The following is a 20,264-nucleotide window of genomic DNA, read 5'->3' as shown; positions in this document are numbered from 1 at the left end:
TTCGTTATGGTGCATCCGGTTAAGCTTAACGGTGCGTCAGACACATCCCATAACTGGCCCTGAGTGACCCAAAGGATTCGTTTGAATATCGAAACTCGTGAAATCGCCCTTGAACCGGCTGATAACCGTCGTCTGATGAGCCTGTGTGGGCCTTTCGACGATAATGTAAAACAGCTTGAACGTCGTCTGGGCATTGAGATCAATCGTCGCGACAACGTTTTTAAGCTGTCAGGACGTCCACTTTGCGTGAATGCCGCAGCAGATATTCTGAAAACCCTCTATGTCGATACTGCGCCTGTGCGTGGCGACATCCCGGATATCGAGCCTGATCAGATTCACCTGGCGATCAAAGAGAGCCGGGTACTGGAGCAAACCGCTGAGAGCGTGCCGGAGTACGGTAAAGCGGTCAATATCAAGACCAAACGCGGTGTGATCAAGCCGCGCACCCCAAACCAGGCCCAGTACATCGCTAATGTGCTCGACCACGATATCACCTTTGGTGTCGGTCCGGCTGGTACCGGTAAAACCTATCTGGCGGTAGCCGCGGCAGTGGATGCGCTGGAGCGTCAGGAGATTCGCCGCATCATGCTGACCCGCCCTGCCGTCGAAGCGGGTGAAAAGCTGGGCTTTCTGCCAGGCGATCTGAGCCAGAAAGTCGACCCTTATCTGCGTCCGCTCTACGATGCGCTGTTCGAAATGCTCGGCTTCGAGCGGGTGGAAAAGCTGATGGAGCGCAACGTCATTGAAGTCGCCCCGCTGGCCTACATGCGTGGTCGTACCCTGAACGATGCGTTTATCATTCTTGATGAGAGCCAGAACACCACCATCGAGCAGATGAAAATGTTCCTGACGCGTATCGGCTTTAACTCTAAAGCGGTGATTACCGGCGACGTTACCCAGATTGACCTGCCGCGTCACGTTAAGTCAGGCCTGCGTCATGCCATTGAGGTGCTGGCGGACGTTGAAGAGATCAGCTTCAACTTCTTCCACAGCGAAGATGTGGTGCGCCATCCGGTGGTTGCCCGCATTGTCACCGCCTATGAAGCCTGGGAAGCGGCCGATCAGACCCGTCGTGACCAGCAGGCCGAAGAGCGTAAACGTGAAGCACTGGCTGCACAGAGCGCCACGCAGGAGAGCAAATGAGCGAGGTGATTCTCGACCTGCAGGTCGCCTGTGACAGCACCGCTGACCTGCCTGATGAAAGCCAGTTTCATCGCTGGCTGTCAGCGGCTGTCACCCCTTTTCAGCCGGAAAGCGAAGTTACGGTGCGTCTGGTTGATGAAGCTGAGAGTCATGAGCTTAATCTGACTTATCGCGGCAAAGACAAGCCGACCAACGTCCTCTCTTTCCCGTTTGAAGCACCGCCAGGCATTGAGCTGCCGCTGCTGGGCGATCTGATCATCTGCCGCCAGGTCGTTGAGCAGGAAGCCGCTGAACAGGGTAAAAGCGCTGAAGCCCACTGGGCACATATGGTGGTACACGGCACGCTGCATCTGCTGGGTTACGACCATATTGAAGACGACGAAGCGGACGAGATGGAAGGGCTGGAGACCGAGATAATGCTTGCTCTTGGGTATCCTGATCCGTACATTTCGGAGAAAGAAGACGCCTGAATCCTGAATTCAGTCAATCCTGCTGTCAGTACAGGCTACTGACAGCACCCATTCCTCACCAGAGAGATCTTTAAAAACCGCCATGAGCGACGACCATTCTCAAAACAGCGATGCACCCAGTAGTAAAAAGGGATTTTTCTCCCTGTTGATCAACCAACTCTTTCACGGTGAACCAAAAAGCCGTGATGAGCTACTGGAGCTGATCCGCGACTCGAATAACAAAGAGCTGATTGACCAGGACACCCGCGACATGCTCGAAGGGGTACTGGATATTGCGGAGCAGCGCGTGCGTGACATCATGATCCCGCGCTCGCAAATGATCACCCTGAAACGTAATCAGAGCCTCGAAGAGTGTCTGGATGTCATCATCGAATCCGCCCATTCTCGTTTCCCGGTGATCAGCGAAGATAAAGATCATGTGGAAGGGATTCTGATGGCGAAAGATCTGCTGCCGTTTATGAGCAGCGAATCTGAGCCTTTCAGCATTGAGAAAGTGCTGCGTCCTGCGGTGGTTGTGCCTGAAAGTAAGCGTGTCGACCGGATGCTGAAAGAGTTCCGCTCCCAGCGTTACCATATGGCGATCGTCATTGATGAGTTTGGCGGTGTCTCCGGTCTGGTGACCATTGAAGACATCCTGGAGCTGATCGTCGGTGAAATTGAAGATGAGTATGACGACGAAGAAGATCGTGATATCCGTCAGCTCAACCGTCACACCTTTACGGTGCGGGCACTGACCGCCATTGAAGATTTCAACGAGGTGTTTGGCACCCAGTTCAGCGACGATGAAGTCGACACCATCGGTGGTCTGGTGATGCAGGGCTTCGGTCATCTGCCCGCTCGCGGTGAAAGCATCGAGATTGAGGGTTACCAGTTCAAGGTGGCGATGGCTGACAGCCGCCGCATCATCCAGGTTCACGTGACTATTCCGGAAAATTCGCCACAACCTCAACTGGAAGACGAATAAGTCTATGGCTTTAGCCTCACTCTACCCGCGTCAGCGGGTTCGCCTGCTGCTGGCTTTAATAACGGGTGCACTTGGCACCCTCGCCTTTTCTCCCTACGATTTCTGGCCCGCCGCACTGCTCTCGCTGTGCGGCTTACAGCTGCTGACTCTTAACCGCTCCAGCCCGCAGGCCAGCGCCATTGGGTTTGTCTGGGGTTTAGGTCTGTTCGGCAGTGGCATCAACTGGGTTTATGTCAGTGTCGCCACCTTTGGCGGCATGCCTGGCCCGGTCAATGTCTTTATCGTGGCGCTGCTGGCGGCTTATCTGGCGATCTACCCGGCGCTGTTTGCCGGCGTACTGAATCGCATCTGGCCGCGAACGACGCTGTGGCGACTGGCGCTGGCGGCACCGGCATTGTGGCAGATCACCGAGTTCCTGCGCGGCTGGGTGCTGACCGGCTTTCCGTGGCTGCAGTTTGGTTACAGCCAGATCGATGGCCCGTTAAAAGGCCTGGCCCCGCTGGCGGGCGTAGAGACGCTGACCTTCCTGCTGATGGTGGTGGCTGGCCTGCTGGCTTATGCCCTGCAACAGCGCAACGTCAGAAGTCTGGTAGCAGCGCTGCTGCTGCTGGCATTGCCATGGCCATTGCGCTACATCCAGTGGGTTCAGCCGATGCCCGAGCGGGCCGTCGAGGTGGCGCTGGTACAGGGAAACATCCCGCAATCGATGAAATGGGATCCGCAGCAGTTGCTCACTACCCTGCGCATTTACAACGGTCTGAGTCAGCCGCTGATGGGCAAAGCGCCGATTATTATCTGGCCTGAATCGGCAATTACCGATCTGGAGAGTAATCAGCAGCCGTTCCTGCGTTCGCTGGATGACGAACTGCGTGAGCGCGGCAGCTCGCTGATCACCGGCATTGTGGACTCCCGGCTGGAGCAGAACCGATATCACGATTACAACACCGTGATCGTGCTGGGCGGTAAAGCGCCGTACAACTACTTCAGCGGCAATCGTTACCAGAAGAATCACCTGGTGCCGTTTGGCGAATTTGTGCCGCTGGCCGATCTGCTGCGTCCGCTGGCCCCGTTCTTCGATCTGCCGATGTCGGCCTTCAGTCGTGGCAACTACCTCCAGCCGCAACTTAGCGTGGCGGGCTATAACCTGACCAGCGCCATCTGTTATGAGATCGTGCTGGGTGAACAGGTGCGGGCCAACTTCCATCCCGACACCAACTTCCTGTTGACCGTTTCGAACGATGCCTGGTTTGGTCACTCTATCGGCCCATGGCAGCACTTCCAGATGGCGAGGATGCGTGCGCTGGAACTGGGACGTCCGCTGTTGCGCAGCACCAATAACGGTGTGACGGCGGTGGTCAATGCCAGTGGTGATGTGGAAGCCATGCTGCCGCAGTTTACCCGCGATGTGCTGACCAGCAAGGTTACGCCAACGCAGGGAGAAACCCCGTATGCGCGGGCTGGCCTCTGGCCAGTGTGGTCACTGACGCTGCTGGCGGCGGTGATAGCACTCCTGCGCCGTCGTCGATAACCTCCCCTCCTGTGCTCACTGAAGGCGAAGCACGTGCTTCGCCTTTTTCATGGTGACTCTCCGGTTTTTTTCACTCCCCACGCCGCACACTCTGCTGTCTTTCTAACCTATAACCTCTTTCTGGCACGATGATTGCAAAATGTTTCACTGCTTTTCGCAAACAGGCTGATTGCAGGCGCAGATGCCGGGCGGGTTGCACCAAAACAATTGACGCTGCTGCACCATTAACGCGCAGGGTGAAAAAATTGCCTTTTTTTGGTGCGTATCACCTCGCAAAAAAGAAACTTTTTTGTTTCATTGCGTTAACAATCCGCTATGTTAATGACTCTTCTGCGCCCGTTTAAACCGCAGAATGAGCAGAAACGCAGCAGAAAACAGACACAACATCATAATCAGCGCAGGTTATATCCTGTGCCTTTTTCATACGAAGGAGTTGGAACATGCAACTACGCAAAGTGGCATTATCTCTTCTGCTGATCAGCGCAGCGGCGGGAGCGGCCCAGGCGGAAGATCTCAGCGGCACCCTGAAGAAGATCAATGACAATGGCGTCATTGTGGTCGGGCATCGCGAATCATCAGTTCCCTTTTCTTATTATGACAACCAGCAAAAAGTCGTCGGCTACTCACAGGCTTACTCAAACGCCATCGTTGAAGCGATTAAAGCAAAGCTGAACAAGCCTGATCTGCAGGTCAAAATGATCCCGATCACCTCACAAAACCGTATTCCGCTGCTGCAAAACGGCACCTACGATTATGAGTGTGGCTCGACCACCAATAACCTTGAGCGCCAGAAACAGGCCGCCTTCTCAGACACTATTTTTGTTATCGGCACCCGTCTGCTGGTGAAGAAAGATGGCCCGATCAAAGATTTCGCTGACCTGAAAGGCAAAACCGTAGTGGTGACCTCAGGTACCACCTCTGAAGTGCTGCTGCACAAACTCAACGACGAACAGAAACTGGATCTGCGCATCATCAGCGCAAAAGATCACGGTGACTCCTTCCGTACGCTGGAAACCGGTCGTGCCGTGGCCTTTATGATGGATGATGCCCTGCTGGCAGGCGAACGCGCCAAAGCCAAAAAGCCGGACAACTGGGAAATTCTGGGCACGCCACAGTCAAAAGAAGCCTATGGCTGCATGCTGCGTAAAGATGATCCGCAGTTCAAAGCGCTGGTGGATGAAACCATTGCTAAAGCCCAGACCTCTGGCCAGGCAGAAAAATGGTTCGACACCTGGTTCAAACAGCCGATTCCACCAAAGAACCTGAACATGAACTTTGAGCTCTCTGATGACATGAAAGCGCTGTTCAAAACACCAAATGATAAAGCACTGAATTAACAACAAAATACCCAATGGATTTCAGATTGCATTGAGGCAGCAGAAAAATGACTCCCGATGAGCCTGCTCCGGTAAGTGATTCGGGTGAGTGAATGTAGCCAACAGAAATGCAGCCTGAAAGACGACGGGTATAACAAGGGCGGCCTGGCTGCCCTCTCGATTGCTGAAACCGCGGCATGGACAGACAGACTGACACGGGTCGTTCCCCTGAGTCAGGAAATAAAACGCCGTTCATCAATCTTCAGGGTAGCTTAGCTACCCTTTTTTTCCGGAGCTCGTTATGGGTATCGATTGGAACTGGGGCATATTCCTCGAACAGGCCCCGTTCGGTAACACGACCTACCTCGGCTGGCTGTGGTCCGGTTTTCAGGTGACAATTGCCGTCTCCTGCTGCGCCTGGATTATCGCCTTCTGCGTGGGTTCATTTTTCGGCATTCTACGCACCGTGCCTAATCGCCTGCTGTCGACCATTGGCACCTGCTATGTCGAACTGTTTCGTAACATCCCACTGATCGTCCAGTTCTTCTTCTGGTATCTGGTGGCGCCCGAGCTGGTGGGCGAAAAGCTTGGCATGTGGTTTAAGTCTGAGCTGGATCCCAACATTCAGTTCTTCCTCTCCTCGATGATCTGTCTTGGCCTGTTTACCGCCGCCCGCGTCTGCGAGCAGGTGCGCGCAGCGATTCAGTCACTGCCGAGTGGACAGAAGAATGCCGGTCTGGCGATGGGCTTAACCCTGCCGCAGACCTATCGCTATGTGCTGCTGCCGAATGCGTATCGCGTGATTGTGCCGCCGATGACCTCGGAAATGCTGAACCTGGTGAAGAACTCCGCTATCGCCTCCACCATTGGTCTGGTCGATATGGCGGCGCAGGCGGGCAAACTGCTCGACTATTCTGCCCACGCCTATGAATCCTTTACCGCTATTACGCTGGCCTACGTTGCGATTAACCTGGTGATTATGTTGTTGATGAGTCTGGTCGAGCGCAAAGTCCGGCTGCCAGGCAATGCGGGAGGCAAGTAATGTACGAGTTTGACTGGAGTTCGATTACACCCAGCCTGCCCTATCTGCTTAATGGCTTAGTGATCACCTTTAAGATCACGATTACCGCCGTGGTCTTCGGCATCCTGTGGGGCACTCTGCTTGCGGTGATGCGCCTGTCGACGTTTAAGCCCATCAGCTGGTTCGCTAAAATTTACGTCAACCTGTTCCGCTCGGTGCCGCTGGTTATGGTGCTGCTGTGGTTCTATCTGGTCGTGCCGAGTTTTCTGCAGCAGGTGCTGGGGCTGTCGCCCAAAACGGATATCCGACTGATTTCAGCCATGGTCGCCTTTTCGCTGTTCGAAGCGGCGTACTACTCTGAAATTATTCGCGCCGGCATCATCAGTATCTCGCGTGGACAGGGCAGTGCGGCTCTGGCGCTGGGCATGACGCAGTGGCAGGCAATGCGACTGATCATCCTGCCACAGGCGTTTCGCGCCATGGTTCCGCTGTTACTGACGCAGGGTATCGTGCTGTTCCAGGATACCTCGCTGGTTTATGTCTTAAGCCTGGCGGACTTCTTCCGTACCGCGTCCACCATTGGTGAGCGTGATGGCACCCAGGTTGAAATGGTTCTGTTTGCAGGTCTGGTCTACTTCGTTATCAGCCTGAGCGCATCGCTGTTGGTCAGCTATCTAAAAAGAAAAAGGACGGTTTAAATGATTAGCCTGAAAAATGTTTCTAAGTGGTATGGTCACTTTCAGGTGCTGGCCGACTGCTCAACCGACGTCAAAACCGGTGAAGTGGTGGTGGTGTGCGGCCCGTCCGGCTCCGGTAAATCAACGCTGATCAAAACGGTGAACGGCCTTGAGCCGATTCAGCAGGGCGTGATTGCGGTGAACGGCACCGAGGTGAATAACAAAAAGACTAATCTTGCGCAGCTTCGCAGCCAGGTCGGGATGGTGTTCCAGCACTTCGAGCTGTTTCCGCATCTGAGCATTATCAACAACCTGGTTCTGGCGCAGGTGAAAGTGCTGAAGCGCGACAAAGCGGCAGCCCGCGATAAAGGGCTGAAGCTGCTGAAGCGTGTGGGTCTTTCCGCCCATGCTGAGAAGTTTCCCGGCCAGCTCTCAGGTGGTCAGCAGCAGCGTGTGGCGATTGCGCGAGCGCTCTGCATGGACCCTATCGCGATGCTGTTTGATGAACCCACCTCCGCGCTGGATCCGGAAATGATCAACGAAGTGCTGGATGTGATGGTTGAACTGGCACAGGAAGGGATGACGATGATGGTGGTGACCCATGAGATGGGCTTCGCCCGTAAGGTTGCCAATCGCGTGATCTTTATGGATGAAGGGAAAATTATCGAAGACACCAACAAAGATGACTTCTTTAATAATCCACAGTCTGAGCGCGCTAAAGATTTCCTCGCAAAAATCCTGCACTAAACCTGACGAACAGGCGGGTCACTCTGAGTGGCCCGCTTCATTTAGCTACGCCGCACTATCAGGGTTCAAACGGCTGACGCTGGAACTGGTCGTTGCCGCATTCCGGGCAACGTGACAGCGTTTCAGGCGTGTAGATTGCCCGGGTGAACTGGCATTTCTCACAGACCAGATTGCCCAGCCCCACCACTTCCCCGCTCTGATAAACCCCGTGATGATGCAGATCCTGGAAGACCTCTCGCCACTCCAGCTGACTTTTATCGGTGATATCCGCCAGCTCTTTCCAGACGCTCTCGCGGATGATGCGCATAAACAGTGAGTCCGCCAGCGGTTCTTCCACATCGGTGTAGCTGCGTGCAAACTCGCCCAGATCACGGCGCACTGAGCTGAGCGCCTGGTCAATCTCCTGTTCCGTCATATCATCACGCACCAGCAACTGGCTTCGTCGCCCGGCAATCAGCTCATCAAGGTTACGATCGCCCTGACGAAGACGTTCGGTCAATACGGCTAACGACTCGCGATATTCCTGAGCCACTTTATTCATTTTGTTCTCCTTTATGCAGACCCTCGCTGAACTAAGTTTAGTCGTAATGTTGCTTTTGCCGTGTCGTCTGTACAGTGAATTACAAAAGGGTGAAGGCTCTGACGCTTTCGGCAGAAATCGTGCCGGCAAAAGTGGGAAGTGTTGTTGATACGCGGCCTTATGGGTATGCTATGCGGATCTTAGAGCCAGAAAAATGTTTTTCATAAAGGACCACAGGCAGCCATGCAAGAGCAATACCGCCCGGAAGAAATTGAATCCCGTGTGCAGCAGCACTGGGATGAAAACGAAACGTTTAAAGTGACTGAGCAGGAAGGTAAAGAGAAATACTATTGCCTCTCCATGTTGCCCTATCCTTCTGGCCGCCTGCACATGGGCCACGTTCGTAACTACACCATCGGCGACGTAATCGCGCGTTATCAGCGTATGCTCGGCAAAAACGTACTACAGCCGATTGGCTGGGATGCTTTCGGCCTGCCTGCGGAAGGCGCTGCGGTGAAAAACAACACCGCTCCGGCGCCGTGGACTTACGACAACATCGCCTACATGAAAAACCAGCTCAAACTGCTGGGCTTTGGCTATGACTGGAGTCGTGAACTGGCAACCTGCCAGCCAGAGTACTATCGCTGGGAACAGTGGTTCTTTACCAAACTGTATGAAAAAGGCCTGGTCTATAAAAAGACCTCTGCCGTGAACTGGTGCCCGAACGATCAGACGGTGCTGGCGAACGAGCAGGTGATCGACGGCTGCTGCTGGCGCTGCGACACCAAAGTTGAGCGTAAAGAGATCCCGCAGTGGTTTATCAAAATCACCGATTATGCGGAGGAGCTGCTGAACGATCTGGATACGCTGGAAGAGTGGCCTGAGCAGGTCAAAACCATGCAGCGTAACTGGATTGGCCGCTCTGAAGGTGTCGAAATCACCTTCGATGTGGCTGACAGCGAAGAGAAGGTCACTGTCTACACCACCCGCCCGGATACCTTTATCGGCGCAACCTATGTTGCCGTTGCCGCAGGCCATCCGCTGGCGACCCAGGCGTCGGTCAATAATCCGGCGCTGGCTGACTTTATCGCTGAATGTCGCAATACCAAAGTGGCTGAAGCCGATATGGCGACCATGGAGAAGAAAGGCATGGCGACCGGCCTGTCTGTTGTTCATCCGCTGACCGGCGAGCTTATCCCGGTCTGGGTTGCCAACTTCGTACTGATGGAATATGGCACCGGCGCTGTGATGGCGGTTCCGGCGCACGATCAGCGCGACTGGGAGTTTGCCACTAAATATGATCTGCCGATTAAGCCGGTCATCCTGAATCTGGATGGTTCCATTCCTGATGTCAGCATTGCGGCGATGACTGACAAAGGTGCGCTGTTCAACTCAGGTGAGTTTAACGGCATGGATCACGCCACCGGTTTTAACGCCATCGCGGATTCGCTGGCGGCAAAAGGCGTGGGCGTGCGTAAAGTGAACTACCGCCTGCGCGACTGGGGTGTCTCCCGTCAGCGCTACTGGGGTGCCCCTATCCCGATGGTGACGCTGGAAGATGGCACCGTTATGCCTGCACCAGAAGACCAGCTGCCGGTGATCCTGCCGGAAGATGTGGTGATGGATGGCATTACCAGCCCAATCAAAGCGGATCCGGAGTGGGCTAAAACCACGGTAAACGGCCAGCCTGCCCTGCGTGAAACCGACACCTTTGACACCTTCATGGAGTCTTCCTGGTACTACGCGCGTTATACCTGCGCCAGCTACAAGGAAGGCATGCTGGATCCGGCAGCGGCAAACTACTGGCTGCCGGTCGATCAGTATGTGGGCGGTATTGAACACGCCATCATGCACCTGATGTATTTCCGCTTCTTCCACAAGCTGCTGCGTGACGCGGGCCTGGTGAACTCCAATGAGCCAGCCAAACGTCTGCTGTGCCAGGGCATGGTGCTGGCTGACGCCTTCTACTACCTTGGTGCCAACGGCGAGCGTAACTGGGTTTCACCGGTTGACGTTGAGGTTGAGCGGGATGAGAAAGGCCGCATTGTTAAAGCCACAGACACGCAGGGCCGCGAAGTGATCTACGCGGGCATGAGCAAAATGTCGAAGTCGAAAAACAACGGCATCGACCCACAGCTGATGGTTGAGCGTTACGGCGCGGATACCGTGCGTCTGTTTATGATGTTTGCTTCACCGGCGGATATGACGCTGGAGTGGCAGGAGTCGGGCGTTGAAGGGGCGAACCGCTTCCTGAAACGTGTCTGGAAGCTGGTCTTCGAGCACACACAGAAAGGTGCGACCGTGGCACTGGATGTGGAGAGCCTGAATGACGAGCAGAAATCGCTGCGTCGCGATCTGCACAAAACCATCGCCAAAGTGGCAGATGATATTGGCCGTCGTCAGACTTTCAACACCGCCATTGCGGCGATCATGGAGCTGATGAACAAACTGGCACGCGCCCCGCAGGAAAGCGAGCAGGATCGCGCCCTGATGCAGGAAGCGCTGCTGGCCATCGTCCGTCTGCTCTATCCGTTTACCCCGCACGCCTGCTATGTTCTGTGGCAGACGCTGGGTGGCGAAGGCACTATCGATGAAGCGAGCTGGCCGGTTGCGGATGAAGCCGCTATGGTTGAAGATTCGCTGCTGGTAGTGGTTCAGGTTAACGGTAAAGTGCGCGGTAAAATCACCGTGCCAGCCGATGCAACACAGGAACAGGTTCAGGCACGCGCTGCGCAGGAGCATCTGGTAGCGAAGTATCTGGACGGCGTGACTATCCGTAAAGTCATTTATGTACCGGGCAAACTGCTTAACCTGGTCGTAGGTTAAGTTCAGGAGGAACTGTGCGACATCCGATTATCAGGCTGTTTGTCATGCTGGCGGTGGTGATCACCGCTGGCTGTGGTTTTCATCCGCGCGGCACCACTCAGGTGCCCAGCGAACTGAAAACCCTGATTGTTTCAACCGGCGATCCTTATGGGCCGCTGGCGCGTACTGTGCGTCAGCAGCTGCGTATCAACGATGTCAAAATTGTTGAAGACAGCAAACAGAATCGCACCGATATTCCAACGCTGCGCCTGGGGCCTGAATCCTCGGGCCGTAACACGGCTTCGGTCTTTATCAGCGGCACCACTGCCGAGTATCAGCTGGTGATGACCCTCACCGCACAGGTGCTGCTGCCGGGCAAAGGTATCTATCCTATCAGCACCACGGTTTATCGCTCGTTCTTCGATAACCCTAACGCTGCGCTGGCAAAAGATGCCGAGCAGGATCTGATTACGCAGGAGATGCGTCAGCGTGCTGCTGAGCAGCTGGTACGTAAACTGCTGACGGTACACGCCGCGCAGATCAACAGCAAAGAGACCTTACCGGCGTCAGTGATTCCGGTGCCGGGTCAGGGTTCACAGGAAGCGCCCACTTCCTCTGCTACCAGCCTGCAATGATCAGGATTTATCCTGAGCAACTCAGCGCGCAGCTCCGTGAGGGGCTGCGCGCCTGTTATTTGTTAGCCGGTAACGAACCGCTGCTGCTGCAGGAAAGTTCAGATGCGATTCGCGTCGCCGCAACCGCGCAGGGATTCGAAGAACATTTTAGTTTTACGCTGGATGCACAGACTGACTGGGAGAGCCTGTTTGTCAGTTGCCAGTCACTGAGTCTGTTTGCTCAGCGTCAGACCATGACGCTGCAATTCCCCGATAATGGCCCCAACGCCGCGATGGCAGAACAGCTGGTTAAGCTGTCACAGTTGCTGCACGCCGATATTCTGCTGATCTGCCGGATGGCGAAGCTGACCAAAGCGCAGGAAAACAGCGCCTGGTTTAAAGCGTTGTCCACCTCTGCGGTATTAGTGCCCTGTCAGACGCCTGAACAGGCGCAACTGCCACGCTGGGTCGTTAATCGCGCTAAGGCGCTGAAATTATCGGTGGATGACGCGGCCGTGCAGCTGTTGTGTTACTGCTATGAAGGTAATCTGCTGGCGCTGGCGCAGGCGCTGGAGCGGCTTTCGCTGCAGTGGCCCGATGGCAAGCTGACCCTGCCCCGGGTTGAAGAGGCGGTCAGTGATGCCGCGCATTTTACTCCTTTCCACTGGGTGGATGCCCTGCTGGCGGGAAAAAGCCGCCGCGCCCTGCATATTCTGCATCAGCTGGAGAAAGAAGAGAGCGAAGTGGTGATACTGCTGCGTACGCTGCAGCGCGATCTGCTGACGCTGCTGCATCTGCAACGCCACCAGACAGCGCAGCCGCTGCGTACGCTGATGGATCAGCAGCGTATCTGGCAGAACCGCCGCGCGCTGTTTACCGACGCGCTGCAACGGCTGGATGCCACGCGTCTGCAACGCGCCATTCATCTGCTGAGTCAGATTGAGATCACCCTGAAGCAGGATTATGGACAGCCGGTGTGGCCGCAGTTACAGACCCTGACGCTGCTGCTCAGCAGTCGTGCTTTTCCGACGAGCTTTGCCCATGTCTGAGTTACACGCACTGTTTGGCGGCACCTTTGATCCGATTCATTTTGGCCATCTGCGCCCGGTCGAAGCGCTGGCGCAACAGACCGGCCTGCAGCGTGTGACGCTGCTGCCCAACAATGTGCCGCCGCATCGTCCGCAACCGGAAGCCAGCGCTGCCCAGCGGGTTGCTATGCTGCGCTGCGCTATCCGCGACCTGCCGCTGTTTGAGATCGATACCCGGGAGCTGGAACGCGACACGCCGTCCTGGACCGTGACCACCCTGGAAGCCTGGCGCACCGAGCGCGGTGCAGAGCAGCCGCTGGGATTTATTATTGGTCAGGATTCATTGCTGAGCTTATCAAAATGGCATCGCTGGCAGGATCTGCTGTCACTCTGCCATCTGCTGGTGTGCCAGCGCCCCGGCTATCCGACCCGGTTCGACTCGCCTGACATGCAGCGCTGGCTTGAGCAACACCTCGCTCAGGATATCCGGCAGTTGCATCAGCAGCCCGCAGGCCATATCTGGCTGGCGGACACTCCTCTCTATGACATTTCGGCCACTGAAATTCGCCGTCGTCGCCACCAGAATCAGCCCTGCGACGATCTGTTGCCCGCTGCGGTTATCGATTATATCGACCGCGAAGGCTTATATCGCGACTGATCCGGGCATGCTATACTACGCCGCTTAATTTTTTGGCTGCACTCTCCGGGCTTACAGCCGGCTCGTTACCACCAGATTCCAAGGGGAACCTTTTGCAAGGTAAAGCACTCCAAGAGTTCGTTATTGATAAGATTGATGATCTCAAAGGCCAGGACATTGTCACCATCGACGTTCAGGGCAAATCCAGCATCACCGATTTCATGATCATCTGCACCGGCACCTCCACGCGTCATGTGACTTCGATCGCAGAACACGTAGAGCAGGAGTCGCGTTTAGCAGGCCTGATGCCATTAGGCATTGAAGGTAAAAGCGCGGCAGACTGGGTCGTGGTCGATCTGGGTGATGTCATCGTGCATGTGATGCAGGAAGAGAGTCGCCAGCTGTATGAGCTGGAAAAACTCTGGGGCTAATCGGTGAAACTGCAACTTGTTGCCGTCGGCACGAAAATGCCTGACTGGGTGCAGACCGGTTTTATGGAATATCTGCGCCGCTTCCCGAAAGATATGCCGCTTGAGCTGACCGAAGTGACCGCAGGTAAACGCGGTAAAAATGCTGATATCAAACGCATTCTTGAAAAAGAGGGTGAAGCGATGTTAGCGGCGGTCGGCAAAGGCAATCGCATCGTCACGCTGGATATTCCTGGTCATCCGTGGGAAACCCCGCAGCTGGCACAGCAGATTGAACGCTGGAAGCTGGATGGTCGCGACGTCAGCCTGCTGATTGGCGGGCCTGAAGGCCTGGCCCCCGCCTGTAAAGCGGCGGCAGAGCAGAGCTGGTCACTGTCAGCATTGACGTTGCCCCATCCGCTGGTGCGCGTGCTGGTAGCCGAAAGTCTGTATCGGGCCTGGAGCATAACGACAAACCATCCTTATCATCGTGAATGACCGATCAGCCCACATCAGACATGACAAGTAGCGGATGAAATTACAAAGCAACGCCTTTCGCGATTACAGCGCCGAACAGAAACTCTTTGTCCGTCGGGCCTTTATCGCCTTCGTCGGTATCTTACTGCTCTCTTCAGTACTGGTGGTTAACCTTTACCACCTGCAGATCCTTCGCTTTGATGATTACAGCACCCGCTCCAACCAGAACCGTATCAAACTGGTGCCTGTGGCCCCCAGCCGCGGCATAATTTACGATCGTACCGGCACGCCGCTGGCGCTGAACCGCACCATCTATCAGGCAGAACTGGTCCCGGAAAAAGTTGATAATCTGCAACAGACCCTGGAAAACTTACGCCCGATTCTTGAGCTGACTGACGACGACCTCGAAAACTTCCAGAAAGAGCGTAAACGCTCGCGTCGGTTCACCTCTATCCCGGTTAAAACCGGTCTGAATGACGTGCAGGTCGCGCGCTTTGCGGTCAATCAGTACCGCTTCCCCGGCGTGGAAGTTAAAGGTTACCAGCGCCGCTACTACCCTTACGGTGCCACGCTGACGCATGTGGTCGGCTACGTCTCAAAAATCAACGATCGTGACGTTGCACGCCTCGACAAAGAGGGCATATGGCCTAACTACGCCGCGACGCACGACATCGGTAAGCTGGGCATTGAAGCCTATTACGAAAATTTGCTGCACGGCAAAACCGGCTTTGAAGAGGTTGAGGTCAACAACCGTGGCCGGGTCATTCGCCAGCTGCATGAGGAGTCCCCTCAGGCAGGCCGTGATATCTATCTGACTATCGATCTCAAACTGCAGCAATATGTCGAGACCCTGCTGGCGGGCAGTCGCGCGGCCGTCGTGGTCAGCGATCCGCGCACCGGCGAAATCCTCGCCATGGTCTCAACGCCCAGCTATGACGCCAACATGTTTGTCGACGGTATTTCCAGTAAGGATTACCGCGGCCTGCTGGAAGATGAAAACCGTCCGCTCTATAACCGTGCGATTCAGGCTGCCTATCCACCGGCTTCGACGGTTAAACCTTATGTGGCGGTCTCTGCCCTGAGTGCTGGCGTGATTAACCGTAATACCAGCCTGTTTGATCCCGGCTGGTGGCAGCTTCCTGGTTCAGAAAAACGCTTCCGCGACTGGAAAAAATGGGGCCACGGACGTCTGAACGTCACCAAAGCACTGGAAGAGTCTGCCGATACCTTCTTCTATCAGGTTGCCTATGACATGGGCATCGACCGTCTGTCGGAGTGGATGAATAAATTTGGTTACGGCAGCCGTACCGGCATCGATTTACCGCAGGAGAGCGCCGGTAACATGCCGACCCGCGACTGGAAACAGAGACGCTTTAAAAAGCCGTGGTATCAGGGCGATACTATTCCGGTGGGGATCGGACAGGGTTACTGGACCGCTACGCCGTTGCAGATGAACAAAGCGATGATGATTCTGATCAACGACGGCGTCGTCAAGGTGCCGCATATGCTGCGCGCCACCCGCGAAGGCCGTACCCTGGTGCCCTATCGCCAGCCGCCTGAAGCCCCGATTGGTGATATCCATTCCGGCTACTGGGAAATTGCCAAAGATGGCATGTATGGCGTGGCGAACCGGCCCAACGGCACCGCGCACAAGAGCTTCGCCGATGCGCCCTATAAAATCGCCGCCAAGTCCGGTACGGCGCAGGTCTTTGGCCTGAAAGAGAACGAAACCTATAACGCCCATAAAATTGCTGAACGATTACGCGACCATAAATTAATGACCGCGTTTGCCCCTTATGACAAACCTCGGGTCGCCGTGACCATTATCCTGGAAAACGGTGGCGCCGGTCCGGCTGTCGGCACCGTCATGCGCCAGATTCTGGATCACATTATGTTGGGTGATAACAATACAGTCCTGCCGGACGCCGCTCCTGTGCCGCCCGGTTATGAAGGTGAATAAACATGTCGATGCAAGATAGTCCGCAGAAACGTTCGATCTGGATGCGCATCCACATCGATCCGCTGTTTATGCTGATCATTCTCGGCCTGCTGACCTACAGCGCTGTGGTGATCTGGAGCGCCAGTGGTCAGGACCCCGGCATGATGGAGCGTAAACTCGGTCAGATCGCGATGGGGCTGGTCATCATGATTGTGCTGGCGCAGGTACCGCCGCGCGTCTATGAAGGCTGGGCGCCCTATCTCTATATTGTCTGCGTCATTCTGCTGGTGGCGGTGGATGCCTTTGGGCAGATCAGTAAAGGCGCTCAACGCTGGCTCGATCTCGGCTTTGTGCGTTTTCAGCCCTCTGAGATTGCCAAGATAGCAGTGCCTTTGATGGTGGCGCGCTTTATCAATCGCGATGTCTGTCCGCCGACGCTGAAAAATACCGGCATTGCGCTGATTCTGATCTTCCTGCCCACCCTGCTGGTGGCGGCACAGCCCGATCTCGGCACCTCGATTCTGATTGCCGCCTCCGGCTTGTTTGTGCTGTTCCTCTCGGGTATGAGCTGGAAACTGATTGGCGTAGCCGTGTTGCTGGTCGCCGCCTTTATCCCGATTTTGTGGTTTTTCCTGATGCATGATTATCAGCGTGACCGCGTGATGATGCTGCTCGACCCGGAAACGGACCCGCTGGGTGCGGGCTATCACATTATCCAGTCGAAAATTGCTATTGGCTCGGGAGGCCTGCGCGGTAAAGGCTGGCTGCAGGGCACCCAGTCTCAGCTGGAGTTTTTGCCGGAACGTCATACCGACTTTATCTTTGCGGTTCTGGCCGAAGAGTTAGGCCTGGTTGGCGTGCTGCTGCTGCTGGCCCTTTATCTGCTGCTGATCATGCGGGGATTGGTGGTGGCAGCCCGGGCGCAGACCACCTTTGGCCGGGTAATGGCGGGCGGTTTAATGCTGATTTTATTCGTTTATGTTTTCGTTAACATTGGCATGGTTAGTGGTATCTTACCGGTAGTTGGCGTGCCGCTGCCGCTGGTCAGTTATGGCGGCTCCGCGCTTATCGTGCTTATGGCGGGATTTGGCATTGTGATGTCGATCCACACTCACCGAAAAATGTTATCTAAAAGTGTCTAAGAGGCTGCAGATGCGTAAGGAATGGCTTGGCGTTGCACTGGCATCACTGGTTCTGGCGGCCTGTACCACGCCGGAACCCCAAAATACGGCGCCGCCGCAACCGGCTTACAATGGACCGGTGGTGGAGATTCCAGGCGTTGAGCCACGTTATGAGCCGATCAATCCTGGCACCAGCCAGGATTACAGCGTGAACGGCAAAAATTATCGCGTCATCAAAGATCCGTCGAACTACAGTGAAGTCGGCCTGGCCACCTGGTACGGTGAAGAGGCGCAGGGCAACCGCACCGCCACCGGCGAAGCCTACGATCCTGATGCGCTGACCGCGGCCCACCCTACTCTGCCGCTGCCGAGCTATGTGCGCGTGACCAATATCGCGAATGGCCGTCAGATTGTGGTGCGCGTTAACGATCGCGGCCCTTACACGCCAGGACGCATTATCGACCTGTCGCGGGCTGCCGGTGACCGCCTGAATATCTCCAACAATTCGCGCGTGCGGGTTGATTACATCAAGGTCGCCCCAGACGGCACGCTCTCTGGCCCCGGCACCATCGGGACCGTCGTGGCAAAACAGAGCTACTCTCTGCCTGCCCGTCCGGACCTGAGTGGTGGCGCGGTGATGAACGGCGGCAGCGCAGCCCCCTCAGAGCCGCCTGCGCAAAATGTTGAGGCCATCAGCAACAGTACGCTGCAAAGCGGTGACAACATGGGCGCGCCGGTGCAGAGCAGCGGCTTTCTTGGTGCACCCCAGCCATTAGCAACCGGCGTACTGGAAGGTAATGAACCGCCAGCCGCCGCACCCGCCAGTTCCGCACCGGCAGTCAGCAATGCTGCTCCCGCAGCAGCCAGCGCCGCGCCTGCAGCCAGCAGTGGTGGTGCCGACGGATATGTGGTGCAGGTCGGTGCGCTGAATGACCCGGCGCGTGCCCAGCAGATGATGAAAAGCCTGAGCCAGCGTTATGGCGTGCCCGGTAAGGTAGAAGACGCGGGCAACAATGTGTATCGCGTTCAGCTCGGCGGTTACGCCTCCCGCGCCGAAGCGGCTGCGCTGCAACAGCGTCTGAGCAGTGAAGGCCAGGCCGCCTCATTTATTACTAACACGCGTCGCTGAACCGTTTGTCAGACAGCTGCACGTTACGTCTGCTAACAACCCAATCATCACGTCCGGTGCCAGTTAATCTGGCATTGGGTATGATGAGTGACATTTTCAACCTCAAACTCACGGATGTTGTAGTCCTACACATGAACACGCTGAAATCATCTCGTTTGCTGAAACGCCTGACAGTGGGATCACTGATCGCTTTCTCTCTCAGCCATGCTGCTATTGCTGATGACGTCAATCTCAAGACCATGATTCCGGGCGTGCCGGACATTGATGCCGAAGCGTACGTCCTTATCGACTACAACTCAGGCAAAGTGCTGGCAGAGAAAAATGCCGATGCACGCCGCGATCCTGCCAGTCTGACCAAGATGATGACCAGCTATGTCATTGGTCAGGCCGTTAAAGCGGGTAAAATTCATCAGGACGATATGGTCACCGTCGGCCCGGATGCCTGGGCGACCGGCAACCCGGTGTTCAAAGGCTCCTCGCTGATGTTCCTGAAGCCAGGCGACCGCGTGCCGGTCTCTCAGCTGACCCGTGGGATTGTACTGCAGTCCGGTAACGATGCCTGTGTTGCAATGGCTGACTATGTCGCTGGCAGCCAGGATGCGTTCGTTAATCTGATGAACAACTACGTTAAAGCGATTGGTCTGCAGAATACCCACTTCCAGACTGTTCATGGCCTGGACGCTGAAGGTCAGTACAGCTCCGCGCGCGATATGGCGTTGATCGGTCAGGCGCTGATCCGTGACGTGCCGGAAGAGTATGCTGTTTATAAAGAGAAAGAGTTCACCTTCAATAATATCCGTCAGATGAACCGTAACGGTCTGCTGTGGGATACCAACCTGAATGTGGACGGCATCAAAACCGGTCACACCAACTCTGCCGGCTACAACCTGGTGGCGTCTGCGACTGAAGGCCAGATGCGCCTGATCTCCGCAGTCATGGGCGGTCATACCTACAAAGGCCGCGAAACTGAGAGTAAGAAACTGCTGACCTGGGGCTTCCGTTTCTTTGAAACCGTGGCGCCACTGAAAGCGGGCAAAGAGTTCGCCTCTGAGCCAGTCTGGTTCGGCGATAACGACCGTGTGCAGCTGGGCGTGGAAAAAGATGCTTACCTGACCATCCCACGTGGCCGCATGAAAGATCTGAAAGCCAGCTATGTGCTGACCAACACGGAACTGCATGCACCACTGAAGAAAAATCAGGTGGTCGGCAGCATCAACTTCCAGCTGGATGGCAAGACTATCGAACAGCGTCCGCTGGTGGTGCTGAACGAGATCTCTGAAGGAGGTTTCTTTGGCCGTATCGTTGATTACATCAAGCTGATGTTCCATCACTGGTTCGGTTAAGCGTGGCGGGTGATTGAAAAATCACCCCTTCGCCCCCATTACACGATATTATGTTGCTCCCGCTCAGGCGGGAGCCTGTTTTTTATGCACCGGAGTTAATATGAAAACCAAACTGAATGAGCTGCTCGAATTTCCTACCCCATTTACCTACAAAGTAATGGGTCTGGCACAACCGGAGCTGGTTGATCAAGTGGTTGAAGTGGTGCAACGCCATGCGCCAGGCGACTACAGCCCTGAAGTTAAGCCGAGCAGCAAAGGCAACTATCACTCCGTCAACATCACTATCACCGCCACCCACATCGAGCAGGTAGAACGCCTGTACGAAGAGCTGGGCAACATCGAAATTGTGCGGATGGTACTGTAATTTACGGGTCGGCA

Annotated in this window: 20 protein-coding genes; 19 read left to right on the top strand and 1 reads right to left on the bottom strand. The window is 55.5% G+C overall.

Translation table 11 applies throughout. The annotated features are described in order from the left end of the window. Positions 1-81: 81 nt before the first annotated feature. From GVJ63_RS17735 to GVJ63_RS17700, 8 genes are all read left to right on the top strand, one after another. The gene (locus GVJ63_RS17735) at positions 82-1,143 is read left to right on the top strand and encodes a PhoH family protein (protein WP_010258952.1); all 1,062 of its coding nucleotides are present in this window, start codon (positions 82-84) and stop codon (positions 1,141-1,143) included. Beyond that, positions 1,140-1,613 (top strand): rRNA maturation RNase YbeY, encoded by a 474-nt coding sequence (gene ybeY, locus GVJ63_RS17730; RefSeq protein WP_010671280.1) that lies wholly within the window; start codon positions 1,140-1,142, stop codon positions 1,611-1,613. Before GVJ63_RS17735 ends, ybeY begins: the two co-directional genes overlap by 4 nt. 82 nt (positions 1,614-1,695) lie before the next feature. Further along, positions 1,696-2,577 carry a CNNM family magnesium/cobalt transport protein CorC gene (corC, locus tag GVJ63_RS17725; RefSeq protein WP_008925004.1) on the top strand — a complete coding sequence of 294 codons (882 nt, stop codon included), beginning with the start codon at positions 1,696-1,698 and terminating at the stop codon, positions 2,575-2,577. Positions 2,578-2,581: 4 nt separating this feature from the next. Then, positions 2,582-4,105, top strand: coding sequence for an apolipoprotein N-acyltransferase (gene lnt, locus GVJ63_RS17720; RefSeq protein WP_159227178.1), 1,524 nt, complete (start codon positions 2,582-2,584; stop codon positions 4,103-4,105). Between the two features lie 440 nt (positions 4,106-4,545). Then, positions 4,546-5,442: an amino acid ABC transporter substrate-binding protein gene (locus tag GVJ63_RS17715; RefSeq protein WP_010258958.1), complete on the top strand. Its 897-nt coding sequence runs from the start codon at positions 4,546-4,548 to the stop codon at positions 5,440-5,442. Between the two features lie 280 nt (positions 5,443-5,722). Further along, a complete protein-coding gene (locus GVJ63_RS17710) occupies positions 5,723-6,463 on the top strand; it encodes an amino acid ABC transporter permease (protein ID WP_010258960.1) in 741 nt (246 codons plus the stop codon). Next, positions 6,463-7,140: a glutamate/aspartate ABC transporter permease GltK gene (gltK, locus tag GVJ63_RS17705; RefSeq protein WP_010258961.1), complete on the top strand. Its 678-nt coding sequence runs from the start codon at positions 6,463-6,465 to the stop codon at positions 7,138-7,140. Before GVJ63_RS17710 ends, gltK begins: the two co-directional genes overlap by 1 nt. After that, positions 7,141-7,866: an amino acid ABC transporter ATP-binding protein gene (locus GVJ63_RS17700; protein WP_159227177.1), complete on the top strand. Its 726-nt coding sequence runs from the start codon at positions 7,141-7,143 to the stop codon at positions 7,864-7,866. A 58-nt stretch (positions 7,867-7,924) separates the two neighbouring features. On the opposite strand, the gene GVJ63_RS17695 is transcribed toward GVJ63_RS17700, so the two are convergent. Beyond that, positions 7,925-8,407, bottom strand: coding sequence for a zinc ribbon-containing protein (locus GVJ63_RS17695; protein WP_010258963.1), 483 nt, complete (start codon positions 8,405-8,407; stop codon positions 7,925-7,927). A 222-nt stretch (positions 8,408-8,629) separates the two neighbouring features. On the opposite strand from GVJ63_RS17695, the gene leuS reads away from it, so the two are divergent. The 11 genes from leuS to ybeD all read left to right on the top strand — a co-directional run bounded on the left by leuS (position 8,630) and on the right by ybeD (position 20,250). Then, positions 8,630-11,212 carry a leucine--tRNA ligase gene (gene leuS / locus GVJ63_RS17690; RefSeq protein ID WP_010258964.1) on the top strand — a complete coding sequence of 861 codons (2,583 nt, stop codon included), beginning with the start codon at positions 8,630-8,632 and terminating at the stop codon, positions 11,210-11,212. Between the two features lie 14 nt (positions 11,213-11,226). Continuing rightward, positions 11,227-11,826 (top strand): LPS assembly lipoprotein LptE, encoded by a 600-nt coding sequence (lptE, locus tag GVJ63_RS17685; RefSeq protein WP_010258965.1) that lies wholly within the window; start codon positions 11,227-11,229, stop codon positions 11,824-11,826. Further along, complete coding sequence (gene holA, locus GVJ63_RS17680; RefSeq protein WP_033785459.1) at positions 11,823-12,854, top strand: DNA polymerase III subunit delta; 1,032 nt, start codon at positions 11,823-11,825, stop codon at positions 12,852-12,854. The genes lptE and holA overlap by 4 nt, the downstream gene beginning before the upstream one ends. Then, a complete protein-coding gene (gene nadD, locus GVJ63_RS17675; protein ID WP_022626055.1) occupies positions 12,847-13,491 on the top strand; it encodes a nicotinate-nucleotide adenylyltransferase in 645 nt (214 codons plus the stop codon). Before holA ends, nadD begins: the two co-directional genes overlap by 8 nt. 92 nt (positions 13,492-13,583) lie before the next feature. Then, a complete protein-coding gene (gene rsfS, locus GVJ63_RS17670) occupies positions 13,584-13,901 on the top strand; it encodes a ribosome silencing factor (RefSeq protein ID WP_010258968.1) in 318 nt (105 codons plus the stop codon). Between the two features lie 3 nt (positions 13,902-13,904). Further along, positions 13,905-14,375, top strand: coding sequence for a 23S rRNA (pseudouridine(1915)-N(3))-methyltransferase RlmH (rlmH, locus tag GVJ63_RS17665; RefSeq protein WP_010258969.1), 471 nt, complete (start codon positions 13,905-13,907; stop codon positions 14,373-14,375). A gap of 34 nt (positions 14,376-14,409) precedes the next feature. Then, positions 14,410-16,314 carry a peptidoglycan DD-transpeptidase MrdA gene (gene mrdA, locus GVJ63_RS17660; protein WP_010258971.1) on the top strand — a complete coding sequence of 635 codons (1,905 nt, stop codon included), beginning with the start codon at positions 14,410-14,412 and terminating at the stop codon, positions 16,312-16,314. 8 nt (positions 16,315-16,322) lie between these two features. Then, a complete protein-coding gene (mrdB, locus tag GVJ63_RS17655) occupies positions 16,323-17,435 on the top strand; it encodes a peptidoglycan glycosyltransferase MrdB (protein ID WP_010258973.1) in 1,113 nt (370 codons plus the stop codon). Positions 17,436-17,445: 10 nt separating this feature from the next. Further along, complete coding sequence (gene rlpA, locus GVJ63_RS17650; RefSeq protein ID WP_089414484.1) at positions 17,446-18,543, top strand: endolytic peptidoglycan transglycosylase RlpA; 1,098 nt, start codon at positions 17,446-17,448, stop codon at positions 18,541-18,543. A gap of 131 nt (positions 18,544-18,674) precedes the next feature. Beyond that, on the top strand, positions 18,675-19,886 hold the full coding sequence (gene dacA / locus GVJ63_RS17645; RefSeq protein WP_010258977.1) for a D-alanyl-D-alanine carboxypeptidase DacA: 1,212 nt from the start codon (positions 18,675-18,677) through the stop codon (positions 19,884-19,886). Between the two features lie 100 nt (positions 19,887-19,986). After that, positions 19,987-20,250 (top strand): DUF493 family protein YbeD, encoded by a 264-nt coding sequence (ybeD, locus tag GVJ63_RS17640; RefSeq protein ID WP_003854030.1) that lies wholly within the window; start codon positions 19,987-19,989, stop codon positions 20,248-20,250. Positions 20,251-20,264: the final 14 nt, after the last annotated feature.

Source organism: Pantoea sp. 18059 (assembly GCF_902706165.1).
Classification (GTDB): Bacteria; Pseudomonadota; Gammaproteobacteria; order Enterobacterales; family Enterobacteriaceae; genus Pantoea; species Pantoea agglomerans.
The sequence above is the reverse complement of the archived record's forward strand: the minus strand, read 5'-3'. Positions and strand labels throughout refer to the sequence as shown.